This window comes from Wolbachia endosymbiont (group B) of Rhopobota naevana, assembly GCF_947250615.1.
In the GTDB taxonomy this organism is placed as follows: domain Bacteria; phylum Pseudomonadota; class Alphaproteobacteria; order Rickettsiales; family Anaplasmataceae; genus Wolbachia.
In genome coordinates this window covers 424990-437605 of the sequence record NZ_OX366333.1, presented here as the reverse complement: position 1 = coordinate 437605, position 12616 = coordinate 424990, and the positions used below count along the sequence as shown (strand labels likewise).

Sequence of the window (12616 nt, the reverse complement as noted above, 5' to 3'; positions counted from 1 at the left end):
TTTACACCCCAGACGCTTTTATTTTCCACGTTATTCCAGACTTGTCTCTAAGTGGCGGTGAGTGTACTTTATATCTTCGATCACCTATAACAAAAACATCTCCTACTATTGGCCTTAACACATCAAACGCACTTACTTCTAACGCTAAAGTTTCTTCCACAAATTGTCCTTCACCAATCTCGTATAATTTATCTGGCTGTTGCTTTAATATCTGTACCTTGTATGACTTATCCTTTGATTCATACAACGCTTGCTGCCCCAGATGTTCAAAGCAATCTTTAAATAATTTTGATATGTTTTTCACCTTCTGCTACTTTTTCAATGGACTCGAGAAACACCACTGAATACCGTATTCATCCTTTACTACACCAAATCTGTAACCCCAATGCATATTCTCTAACGGCTTTTCTACTTGCATTCCTTTACTTACTGCCTTATTAAACAACTCGTCAGCATTTTCGACGTAGACACATAGCTTAGCAGCTTGTAAAACATTCCCGCCAGCGATAGAATTACTTTCTACATCATCAATATATACTAATGAATCACCTATCTGTATTGCTGCATGCATTACTATATTCTTATTGTTTTCATCAAAGTGAATTTCCAATATTTTTGCATTCAAGGCTTGTTTATATAATTCAATAGCAGACATGGCATCTTTTATAATTAATATTGGAATTATTTTTCCTAATAGTTCTGTCATATTTTACCTATAAATAAAAATATACTACTAAGGCTACAATACTTTCACAAATTTACACAGTAATTTTTACCAAAACGGCCGGGCGGTGGCACATTGGCAATGGATTCGACTGCGTATGTAAATCAGTCCCTCTATCAAACCTCCTTGGTTCTTGCTTTGCATATAGTGGCTGTCCAAGAGTATTTACTGTTTCATTAAAGTCTGCTGGTGCAAAATATGTCGTAAATGTGCTTGCTGTTCCTACTGGAAAACAGTTTCCACTTTCTCTTTCTATAAACCTTCTCACGGTTCCTTCAGGATCAGTTGCTTGCCCTCTATATTCCTCAAACGTGATTCCACAAAACGTAAATCCTGATCTCATATCATTCCTTAGCGCTGCTCCTTCTTGCCATCTCTCGTATGCTTCTTTCACTTTACTATGCGAAGTTAGTGCATCAAAAAACTCAGGGCTTACCAAGGCATGAACTCCTGTCATATATTCACCACTTAGATTATCTTCTATATGCCGGAGTACTTCCAGACACTTACGTTTTACATCTGTTGTTGCTGTTCCAAGGGCAAAATTTACTACTTTTGGCGTGATTTCAAATTCGTTGTACAGATTTAATAATTCTGACCCATCAGCATCTAAAATTATTCCTTTTAGCGCTCCCATTCGCAAATGCTCTAATGTTATTGCGTGTTTGTTTCTCATTAGCTGTAAATGGTCAGTTATTACGTCTGCCAGCGCTTTCAGTTCACTTTCTGATCCAAATGCCCTTATTCCCTGTACTTCCTCTGGTAACACTACATCATCATGTGGAATATGCGGAATCGTAAACGTTCTTACCTTTCTTTTTCCTCTTTTTCCTACTGTTGCTGGTGCTCCTGGAATTTGCGTTGGCAATAGGCTTAAAACTCCGTTGTGTTCTTCTATGGTAATATGTCTAAATCTTACTGACTTACTTGGAAATAAATTTAAATTTTCAACTCGTCCATAATTTATCGGCAATATATTCATCGCATTTGTTAGTGCCGTCATGCTAAATGCTGTATTTGTAAATGGATTTTGCATTTTTTATTTTCCCCTTTTGTGTTTTTAATAGTTTTTTTAAGCTCCCTTGCGGATAATGATCCCTCGTGCTTCAAGTTGCTTTATTGCTTCAGCTTTCTGTTCTTCAGTGATATTTGCTGGCCACACAACTGCATGATCTGCTAGTATTGCACCACGAGTAATAATTACTGCTTTGGCATTTTCTGTCGCATTTACATCACTTACTATTGCACCTATTGCTGTTTGTGTGCCGTCTGTTCCAGTGGGATTAAGGACTCTAATAAAACCATCTTCCGTCTTTTTGGCAACTACTGCACCAAGCTTAAGATTTTGACCTTTAGCTACTGTTATTTGGTCTCTTGAATATAGATTTGAAACTTCGTATTTCAGAAGATCCCCAAGGTTATTTTGTTCTGTTATAGTACTCATTCTGCTTTTCCCCTTTATTTTTTACTTTTGTTATACTATGAATATTCTAAATGCCAGATTGTGCACGACTTCTTGCTACCTGCATCATTAAATCTTCTGACGAATTCTGTGGTAATGTGCTTAAAATTTCAGTCTTCATTGTTCGTTCTGCAAGTATCGACATTAATATTTCTTGTGCTTGTTTGCTGCTAACATTCTGCTCTATAAATTCTCCTATTTTCTCTGGCATTCGTGATAAGTTGCATAAACGTATTAATTCAAGAACTTCAGCATGATAACTGTCATTTTTGATTTTATTAGTTAAATTATCAGTTTCTAGGTCAGTTGTAGTTTGTTCATTCATAGTAATACTCCTGTTTTTATTAATAGATGAAAGAATTGTCATTCCGTCTGCAAGGCCTATTTCTACTGCTTTCTCCCCAAAATATAGCCCTGCTTCCGTTGATTTGATTGCTTCTATAGAAAGATTTCGATTCCGTGCTATTAGCTGGACGAACATCTCATATAAACGATCTATTTCCTCTCTCAAACTTTTTAAACCTTCAGAGTTAATAGGCTCATGTGGATTTAAATCATTCTTTCTCTTGCCTGTAAAAATAGTTGTGTATTTTATTCCACATTTTTCATCAAACCCACTTTGATCTATATGACTTGCTATTACTCCTATACTGCCAACACCAGAAGTTCTGCTCACAAATACCTTCTCAGCGCTAGAGGCTATAGCATATGCAGCAGAGTATGCATCATCATTTGCTATCGCTATTATCCTCTTTTTTGCTCTTGATTCATAAATAAAGTCAGCTAGGTCAAATATACCGTTTACCTCTCCTCCGGAGCTATCTATATCAAGCAGAATAGTTTCTATATCTTTGTTTGATAATGCTTCTTCTATTTCTTCTTGAATTTTCTCATATGATGTCATTCCCAGAAAATCGTCAAAAGCCCCTGGTTTTTTGGTCAAAATTCCATGTATTGCTATTACTGCTGTTTTTTCTATATTCTGATTTACTGCATGTTTTATATTTTTCAAGATAGGTTGTTTTCCGTTATATAGTGACAACAGGTCAAAGCTTTTTTGCTCTATCATCATCGGCCTACATAGCCAGTTGGTTTGTAAAATTTCCATAAAGTAAACGAGATTTATTTTGTTTGTGTCCTGACATCAGAATCAAAGAAAAGGTTGAGAGAATCAGCACGCTTTTGATCTTCTGCTATTTCTTGATCTATTTCTTCAACATCGTAACCCATTTCTGATACTACTTCCGATCGACTCTTATAAATCCATTCCTTACTGCCATTTGCTGTGCTTGCTGGTCTTTCAGTGGATCTACCCAATCAAATCCCTGTGGTATCCATTTTACATCTTTAAATACTTGATTATCTGTTGTAGAAAGCTCTCCAGATAAAGTGGCAAGTTCTAGCCATCTACTCCATACTGGTCTGCAAAATTGAAATACCATAATGTTGTGTTGCAGCATAGCGCATCGACGACGAAACTCTATTAATCCAGCTCTGATTGATGAGTAATTAACACCGGTTAAATCTCCTGTTAGCTGCTCATATGTTATTCCTGTACCTATTGCTATTGCCCTCAGTTGCTGTCTCATGAATGCTTCATAACTTCCTCCAACATCTGATGGCTCTGAAAATTTTATGTCTTCTCCTGGGTCTAAAAGCTGCATTGTTCCAGGTTCCAGGCCAGATAGTGCTACTCCTTGCTCACTTGCTTCACCTTCTCCCATGATATTTGCTTCTGGATCGAGTCTCGTAATAAATCCAGCAAACATTGCTGCTGTCTTTTTTCTCACTAATTCTGCATCATCATATTGATCAAGCTCATAAAGCTTCAGCAGTATATTAGAAAGCCAAGGCTCCCCTCTGATTTGCCCAGGTCTTAATGGTCTATAAATATGTAAAACATCATTTGCTGGTACTCTCACTGATTCTCCAAATGAGCCTTCTCCTGGATGTTCTCTAAATAAGTAATATGCCTCTCTTTGACCAAGCCTGTTAAACTCAATCCCGTTTCTTATTACATTACCATTTCCTAAAGTTTGATTTGTTTTATTATCTAAATGTTCAGACTCAAGTACTTGCAGTTGTAATGGCACAGAAAATCTATCTTCCAGCTTTCTCGTTCTTAAACGTACAAAACATTCTCCTCCCTCTATCATACTTCTGCATACTAGAGCTTGTAATCCATAAAAATCACTTATTCCACAGCTATCTGCTTCATCTGTCCATCTTAGCCATAATTCTTGCACCTTTTTCCGAAATTCTCCATCTCTTGCTTTTGATTGCGGTTTTATTCCTATTCCAATAGAGTTACTTACTATTGTATCAATTATATTTGCTGCATATGGATTTTTTCTTACCATATCCCGAGAGCGGCTACGTAAGTGCCCAAGGCTCTGAGAAAGTAAATTATTTATGCTTCCTAACTCTGGTTGAAAGTGAAAAAATCTTCTTCCTGAGCCTGCTGCATCCCAGGCTGAGCTTTTTATCTTTGGTTTGTTAAATAATTGCTTGAAGGTTTTGAGCAGCATTTATAAAATTCCTTTACTCGTTGAAAAAACAATTTTCCTCTTTGGCCTCATGCCTGCAACTTTTAACCCCGCTTTTATTCGTTGCCTGAGATCCAATAAATCCTTTATTTGAACTTCCCCGTACCGCACAACATGGTCACCATATGCAATTGAGACAACTCTTTCTCCGCTTTGCAGTTTTTGAATTGCTTTCTCAACTTGAGTTAAATATTTTTCACTGTACATTTTGATTACCAAGCCACTTACTCTGTCTTACTTTTTTAGGTTTTTTACTTTCTGGTTTTTCACTTAAACTATTCCATTTACTCTCTGGCCATCTGTCTATTCCCAGTGCTATCGATGCTGCTCTCGCATAAATTCGGCAATCTAGTACTTCATTTCTTTCTCTTACCTTTTGCCACTCTTGTTTGGTATATCCTTTTACTACCTTGCTGACTAATTGCTCTGCCGTTAGCTGCTTAAAATACTCAGGTGCATACTCGGGAAAATGACAATACCCTGCTGGCACTTCTTCTTTTTCCCCGTTTTTTAAAACATTAAGTAGCTGAAAAAGCTCTGATTTTAATATCGATACTCCCACTGGCCAGAGCTTTATTCCTCTTTTCAGCTTTTGACCACCAACTGTTATATCTACTCTGCTTGGACTGCTAAGTGGTACTAGAGCTTTATTTACACCTTTGACTGCCATTACTCTTCCACAGCCTTGATGACCTCTTATCCAATTGTATACTTCTTGCGTTGCATATCCAGCATCAACTGCCATCATACTTATCATATATTCAAGCCCATTTTCACCAATAAAATGATGATTTAAGAGCTCAGAGAGTTTTCCCCATACTTCCCCACCTCCTGTATCACCTTCAAATACTCGATAGTCTATTGACCAACTTTCACGGCTTTTTCCCCATGCTACAACTTCTACTTCTAACCGATCTTTTTGGACATCTACTCCTGCAGTAAGCACCACTTCTCTCCTAGGTACTGTGCCTACGGGAAAAAATTCTCTCCTGTTAAATAATTGCTTCCAATCAGGTACTTCTCCTTTATCTACCCAAGTTTCTCCAAGCGTAGTATTTATCCAAACTTTCAGTAATTGTTCACTTTCTTTTGCATGGAGAAAATCCTCTACTGCTTGCTGCCAACTATACCACCCAACTGGACTATAAAGACTTGAAAGGTGAAATCCTATTACTTTGCTATTGTGTACTTGATTTGTAGCTCTCCATTCTCCACGTTCAAGCATCTCTGTCTTTTGATGATTTTCTATCTTTTCACCACATTCTATACATATATAGTGTGCTGTACTTGGATTTTTATCTTCCCATTTTATTTGTGACCATTTTAGAACTTGATAGTAATTACAATACGGACATGGTACAAAAAAATATCTCTTATCTGTTGCTTCAAATTCTTTCTCAATTCTGCTTATTCCATGAATCGTTGGTGTTGATACTAAAAAGATCTTTCGCCGTGCAAATGTATTAGTTCGAGCAATACTAAGCAGTACTGGATCTCCTTCTCCTCCTGAATCTCCTGGGTAGGCATCTATTTCATCAAGAAAGAGATACTTTACTGGCATAGATCTCAGTGCTACACTGCTATTTGCTCCGGTTATTACTACTATTCCACCTGGAAATTCCTTACTTTGTACAGTATTCCCTGAATCTCTTGATCTTGGGTCTTTTACTTTACTTTTTAAACATGGTGTACTTTCTATTAACGGTGCAAATCTTCCCTTTGACCAACGCTTTCCCATTTCAACTGTTGGCTGTACTACCAGCATTGGACCTGGTGTTTGATCGATAATATAGCCAATCCAATTGTTACCAGCTTCTGTTCCCCCAATCTGTGCTCCTTTCATGAATACTACTTTTTCTGTTGGTGAGGACGGAGAAAGTGAATCCATGATTTCTTTTAAATAAGGAGTTCTTTCCGTTCTCCACTTTCCTGGCTCTGATGCTGCAGTTGGTGCTAGAACTCGATACTCATTCGCCCACTCTGATACTTTAAGTAGTGGATCTGGTCTTAAACCTTCAGAAAAAGATGTAGCATAGATCATACCTTAACCCTACTTATTGCTGGTTCTATCTCAACATCATTAACAGTAGAACTACATTCCTCCAATTCCATAAACATCTTTTTCTGAAATTCATTTTCTATATACCTTTTGCTCATCTCACTTATCATTATTGCTATAATAAGCGCAAGTATTCCTGTTATTGTTGCAAAAATGATTGCATTGCTTATTGTTGTTGCTGTTAAACCTATATATGCTGCCATTGCTACTGCACTTACTGAGGTAAAAACACAGATCACACTATTGTATTTTCTTACTTTTGCATCTCTATGCTCCATACACCTATAATAAATTGGTACAGATCTGCCTATCTTATCTGGTAATTTGATACTCTTTTCTTTAAATAAAGTTTTTAGCAATTCTAAATTATTTGACTTGATTGCTAAATGCAGAACAGGTGTATAGTTTGCTCCTTTTTTCAGTAGTAATTTTACTACATGTAAATGTCCTTTTTCTGCAGCAAGGTAAATCGGTGATAGACCTTTATTGTTTGAAATATCAATATCAATTTCTTCCTTTAAAATAGATTCTACAATCTCAATTTCTCCTCTTTGTGCAGCTAAATGGAGTAGACTATTCTTTTCAGAACCGTATTTATTACTCATCAAAGCCTTCTTTATCTCAGGTTTAGCGTAATCAAATGGTGTCTTGCCATTATCATCCCTGATTAAAGGATCTATATCCTCTCGCGTTAGTAAAACCTCTATTGTTTTAAGTCTTTCAGCGTAATGTAGTGGCGTTTTATTTTCGTAGTCTTGCAAATTTACTTGAGCATTAGGCTCCTTTATTAAGCATTTGAGAATATCAAGACACAAATCTCTTTCATCGTAATTAATATTACTTACAGCTATATGAACAGGCGACAATTTCATTGAGTTTTGTCCCATGCGTGCGCTATTTACATCTGCTCCAAGCTTTAGCAGTAACTTTACTATTTCCAACTTTTTGTTATTAACTGCATAGTGCATTGGTGTCTGATTTCGTGCATCAAAGACATCTATTTCAGCTTTTCCTTCTTCTACTAAAATTTTGACAATATTTCCATGTCCTATGCCTGCTGCTAGATGTAATGGAGTATGATGCAGAGCATTTCGTACATTAACGTCAACACCTTTTCTTATCAAATATCTAACTGCATTAACTTCACCTATCATCGCAGCTAAGTGCAGTAAGCTATCTTCCTCTGATCCGTATTTGTTATTAATTAGCGCTTGTAATATTTCTGCTTTTTTCCCTTCTTTGGCATAATCTAAGGAGGTTTTGCCTTCATTGTCCTCAACAAAAGGATTAATGTTCTTCTTCGTGAGTAATAAATCCACCATGCTTAACTCGTCAAACTCTATAGCGCAATGTAGTGGTGTCTTTCCATTTAATCCTCTAACATTAACATCTAATCCAGGTTGATTGATGAGACACTTTATTAACTCTAAACTTAAGTTATCAGCCATTTTATATTCAAAATCTTTTTTATATTTGAAATTTAGTATTAGATAATTCTTGTAATGAGTTTGTAATTTCCTCAGTCAATGTTCCATGGATCTTTTCAGTGTCACTCAGTGATGCAAGTAGTGCTGAAACTCTATTTGGAATATTAAGTAAATTATTACGGACAACTCTTGCTACATTAAATGCTTCGCGCTTTACTTCCTCCACTGCTACAAGTTCACCAATCTCAGCTTTTGCCTTTGCCTCAAGCAGTTTACCTCGTTCCATTTCATTTTTTATTCTAGTTTTTAGCAACATCGTGGAAAGGTTACTTGTATTTTCTGGATTTTTCCTCCTCAGTGGCTGACTTGGATCTCTTATTGCTGCCACCGCTTCATTTGCTTGTTCTCTATTGATCAAACCATCCTCCAACTTAACTATTCCTTTTTTTACTAAATAACAGACGTATTGCTTTGATACTCCTATCTCTCTTGCCCATTCTGTTTGCGTGATTTTCACTTTTTTTTGCCTATTTTTTACGAGTTTTCTTCTTGAGTCTCTGAAAAGGTTTTGCCAGTATCAGCAATTCCCTACCTGTTTATACTTGCCAATATTTTAGAGATATTTTACTAACACAAAGCGAAGTACTCCGGTGCTTTCTTTTTACATAGTGAAATTTGGCTATTTTCAACTAATACTATAAATTACATCTTTGTAGTTATGAGATTCAACCACTACTTGCTCTAGCGTTAAACTGCTGCATTTAGCATCTTTACTATGGTTTTCTTCAAGCACTTTTGTCCTTGCTTCCTTTATTTCCTCAATGAACTTTCCATTAACTTTTTCTGGTTCAATTCTTTCCTCACAATATACAAGATTTGTGCAATTTGTTTTTCTGTAGTAATGCACTCCAAGGCATATCATTGATAGTGCAAGTATACTCGAGCCTACAAGTACTGATAGCCCTACGTTATTAATCAAAGCGTTCTGGTAAAACTTCTGTACACTACTAATACCACCTTCCACATACAGTAATAAAGGCAATACTATATTTGCAGCAACCAAACTGCTTAATAATGCTGTAAATAATGGCCTATCTTTGATTACTGATTCTACTTTATTTCTTCTACTAATGACTTTGTCGTCAATATTAATGAAGTTGTTCTTACCCTTCCAAGCGTTAAGTGTAAAATGTGAATGAGTACCATTGCCGTATTCCAGTTTGACTGATTTTATTACTTTATCTTTTGGTTGATACTTTAGCACCTGATTCAAAGTTTCATTCGCATTCTTTCCCCCTATTTGACACTCTTCAGTATCTCTAAATTGCTTTATTCCACAAAATATCGGACTAATTGCAAGCAATGAAGTAATTGCTATCATTGGCATAGTAATATAGAGAGGGCTGTTTGCAAGAAATACAATAAATTGTGCTTTATCCTGTAAATATACCAAAGCTGCAGAAACGCTAAGTGCAACAGCAGCTATACCGAAAATTATAAATTCCTTCTGCTGCACTGCATATTTTACTCTTGGCAAAATTCTATTTGTTTTAACTAACGGAGTTTCTGAATCCACACCTCCACTATTTGTTTGATCACTTTCATGTAGCAAAATATTTGAAGATATATCACTAAGTGTGTCAATAGATGACCTTTCTGATGCTTCCTTTCTATCAAATATTGAGTTGTCTTTCATTTTCTGTAGATCTGAACTTTGTACTCCAAAGCTATGACCACTTATTCCACTATCACTCTCTTCTAAACTCTTTTTTGGAGATTTTGTATCTTGGTTTATTTCTGAATAAATAGGCTCGCCATTAGCTAGTCCTTCCATATTTTTCTCGTTATATGATTTTACTTCTAATGATGATTTTGATGGTGCAATAGACTGTATAATATTTGACACATGATTTGCTGCTGTTCTAGGCGAAGGTGGAGCTGCATTTCTAATATTGCCCTTCTCCAACATTCCATTTCTAGGTAACGGCTTTGGTTTATCTCCTAATTCTTTATCCTCTTCCTCTTTTTGCATTTCTTTTGTGTTGTCTATTTGGGAGTTGGAAGATGTGTTGGATGCTGCCTCAAACTGATCAAGAGAATACCCACCGTTATATCCTATTCCATTTGCCTCACAAACTGCATTAAATTCATCCTCTGTATCTTCACCCTTATCCAACACTGAAAGTGCATCAAATTGATCAGCACCTGCTTCATCCATTCCTAGTGTAATACTGCCATCACTACCATTACTAATCACATTTGAAAAAGCTGCTTTGTATTCAGTGTTGCACTGCTTCAGGTCGTGACTACCACAAGTTTGCTTCATATGTTTCTCCTTAATAATAGGTGTTTGCTTCGTACCTTTTTCAAACAATTCAATTCTCTCCTTAACAGATAGTGTAGAATCTGAAACATTATTTTCTACTTCTTCAGAAAACGATGTTTCATTACTTGTTTGCGACGTTACTACTCCAGCTGACGTCTTTGCTTGATTCATTGAGTACATAACATTTAATCCAAAGTTATTTACTACGCTAAACTCATTAAAATACGGTATATACCAGTAAATTAATATTACAACTACTCAGGCTTACTAAATTTCTGTTTGCGTTATCTCTTCCATCAACTATGTTTTTTAAAAAATTTTTTATTTGTGTAATTCTGTAACTTTGTTCAATCATGTGGACAATAAAAACCCGTGTGTCATAGAAATAAAATTTTATATCAAACAGCTGCCATAATAATTTCTGTTTAGCTAATGAATATGTGCTTTAAGTCTGTGTAGACGCACATATTCATTAGCCAATTTCAGTCACCGTTGTGAGAGTATGCAAATTAATTGCTTCTTTAAGTCTTGCATTAGCAATTACTATGATTTTCCGCATTAGAGCTGTTATAGCTACCATTTTCTTCTTACCACTTTCAACAAGCTTAGAATAAAAGGCACCAAGTACAGATTTGGACCTTGCAGCAGACATGGCAGCTGTAAAAAGCTTTTTACGGACATTACTTCTTGTATCTTGTCAAAAGCATCTGATGTTTTAAGCTTAAGCATTAGGTGGAGAAGGGAAGAACTTTGAATATCTCCTTAGATATAAAATCTGTGTGGTAGACAAGAGTTCCCTTCTCAAAAGTATAGGCTGAACGGTATCGTAGAAAGACCTAAATGGTTATAATTCTGTATCCACAAGGTTAGCCTTACTTTTCATTTTAATAGTAACGTATGGAGTTATATATGATCAACAACTTTTTGGGTATAGACATATCAAAAGATCGCTTTGATGTTTCTCTTTCATTCATAAGCAACAAAGGAAAACGTGAAACCAGGAAAAGGAGTTTCAAGAATAATGATCATGGGTTTCAAGGTTTACTGAGCTTTCTACAAAAGCATAATGTAGAACAAGTAAAAGCCTGCATGGAAGCTACTGGTTGTTATAGTGAAGCCTTAGCTGAATTTCTACACAATACTGGACATTTTGTGAGTGTTGTTAATCCAGCTTGTATAAGATTTTATGCAAAAAGTAAGCTTATACGACAAAAGAATGATCAGACTGATGCAGAGATAATTGCCGATTATTGCCAAAGACAGGAACCTATTCGTTGGGCACCACCTTCTCCTGAGTTAAAGAAATTAAAGCATCTTTATCGTTGCTCGGCTGCGTTAAAAGATGAATTGACATTAGTAAATAACCACTTAGAAAAAAAAGAGAGACTGCCTAAAGAAGTTGCAAATGCTTGGGAAGACCTTGCAATGAACATAAAACAAAAAATAGAAAGAATAAAAAACTCCTTACGTGAACTATTAAATAAACACAAAGAATTGTTGGAAAATTTTCAACTTCTATTGACCATTCCAGGAATAGGAGAAGAATCAGCAGTAGCTATTTTGGCTGAAGTTCCTAACATAAAAGCTTTCAAGGATGCCAGGCAATTGGCAGCATATGCTGGAGCTATACCACGAAATATAACGTCAGGTACGTCTGTACATGCCAAGCCCAGATTAAGTAAATCCGGTTCACGAACATTATGTAAGGCAATGTACTTTCCTGCCATAGTAGCTAAGAATCATAATCCTACTATTATGACTTTTTGCAAAAGGTTAAAAGAGAAAGGCAAGCATAACATGGCCATTGTGGGAGCTGCAATGCGTAAGTTACTCCATATTGTTTTTGGTGTTTTAAGGTCAAAGAAGGCTTTTGATCCAGATCATATCAAAAACTACAGAGCTAGGAGTTTGGCTGAAAGTTTAGTGCTTTAAAATCAAAAAACGCTCCAATTATGTAAAATAGTATCTTACACAAATTTTGTAACTGGTTAGTGAATATGTTGATAAGTAAATTAATTTTATACGTACAAAAAAGCGGAAATTTACTTATCAACATATTCACTAACTATAAT

The 12616-nt window shown here is 35.9% G+C and carries 11 protein-coding genes and 2 pseudogenes; 1 reads left to right on the top strand and 12 read right to left on the bottom strand.

Annotated features, from left to right (window positions below):
- Window position 1: 1 nt before the first annotated feature.
- The 12 genes and pseudogenes from OOL01_RS02165 to OOL01_RS02110 form a co-directional block, all read right to left on the bottom strand.
- Window positions 2-304 (bottom strand): head-tail joining protein, encoded by a 303-nt coding sequence (locus OOL01_RS02165; RefSeq protein ID WP_264687033.1) that lies wholly within the window; start codon window positions 302-304, stop codon window positions 2-4.
- 6 nt (window positions 305-310) lie between these two features.
- Entirely contained in the window at window positions 311-706 is a 396-nt protein-coding gene (locus tag OOL01_RS02160; RefSeq protein WP_264687032.1) for a VOC family protein, read from the bottom strand.
- 52 nt (window positions 707-758) lie between these two features.
- Window positions 759-1760 carry a major capsid protein gene (locus OOL01_RS02155; protein WP_264687031.1) on the bottom strand — a complete coding sequence of 334 codons (1002 nt, stop codon included), beginning with the start codon at window positions 1758-1760 and terminating at the stop codon, window positions 759-761.
- A 36-nt stretch (window positions 1761-1796) separates the two neighbouring features.
- Window positions 1797-2168: a head decoration protein gene (locus OOL01_RS02150; RefSeq protein ID WP_262986461.1), complete on the bottom strand. Its 372-nt coding sequence runs from the start codon at window positions 2166-2168 to the stop codon at window positions 1797-1799.
- A gap of 46 nt (window positions 2169-2214) precedes the next feature.
- Window positions 2215-3294, bottom strand: coding sequence for a S49 family peptidase (locus OOL01_RS02145; RefSeq protein ID WP_264687030.1), 1080 nt, complete (start codon window positions 3292-3294; stop codon window positions 2215-2217).
- A 14-nt stretch (window positions 3295-3308) separates the two neighbouring features.
- Window positions 3309-4714: pseudogene (locus OOL01_RS02140) on the bottom strand (phage portal protein).
- Window positions 4715-4939, bottom strand: a complete 225-nt coding sequence (locus OOL01_RS02135) for a gpW family protein (protein ID WP_264687029.1) — start codon at window positions 4937-4939, stop codon at window positions 4715-4717.
- Window positions 4929-6773 (bottom strand): phage terminase large subunit family protein, encoded by a 1845-nt coding sequence (locus OOL01_RS02130; RefSeq protein ID WP_264687028.1) that lies wholly within the window; start codon window positions 6771-6773, stop codon window positions 4929-4931. The genes OOL01_RS02135 and OOL01_RS02130 overlap by 11 nt, the downstream gene beginning before the upstream one ends.
- Complete coding sequence (locus OOL01_RS02125) at window positions 6770-8239, bottom strand: ankyrin repeat domain-containing protein (RefSeq protein ID WP_264687027.1); 1470 nt, start codon at window positions 8237-8239, stop codon at window positions 6770-6772. The genes OOL01_RS02130 and OOL01_RS02125 overlap by 4 nt, the downstream gene beginning before the upstream one ends.
- 19 nt (window positions 8240-8258) lie before the next feature.
- A complete protein-coding gene (locus OOL01_RS02120; protein ID WP_264687026.1) occupies window positions 8259-8735 on the bottom strand; it encodes a hypothetical protein in 477 nt (158 codons plus the stop codon).
- Between the two features lie 168 nt (window positions 8736-8903).
- Window positions 8904-10715, bottom strand: a complete 1812-nt coding sequence (locus OOL01_RS02115; RefSeq protein ID WP_264687025.1) for a hypothetical protein — start codon at window positions 10713-10715, stop codon at window positions 8904-8906.
- Between the two features lie 301 nt (window positions 10716-11016).
- A pseudogene (locus tag OOL01_RS02110) lies at window positions 11017-11232 on the bottom strand (IS110 family transposase); the annotation flags it as partial.
- Between the two features lie 221 nt (window positions 11233-11453).
- Here OOL01_RS02110 and OOL01_RS02105 point away from each other — a divergent pair.
- Window positions 11454-12476 (top strand): IS110 family RNA-guided transposase, encoded by a 1023-nt coding sequence (locus tag OOL01_RS02105; protein WP_070357039.1) that lies wholly within the window; start codon window positions 11454-11456, stop codon window positions 12474-12476.
- The last annotated feature ends 140 nt before the right edge of the window (window positions 12477-12616 follow it).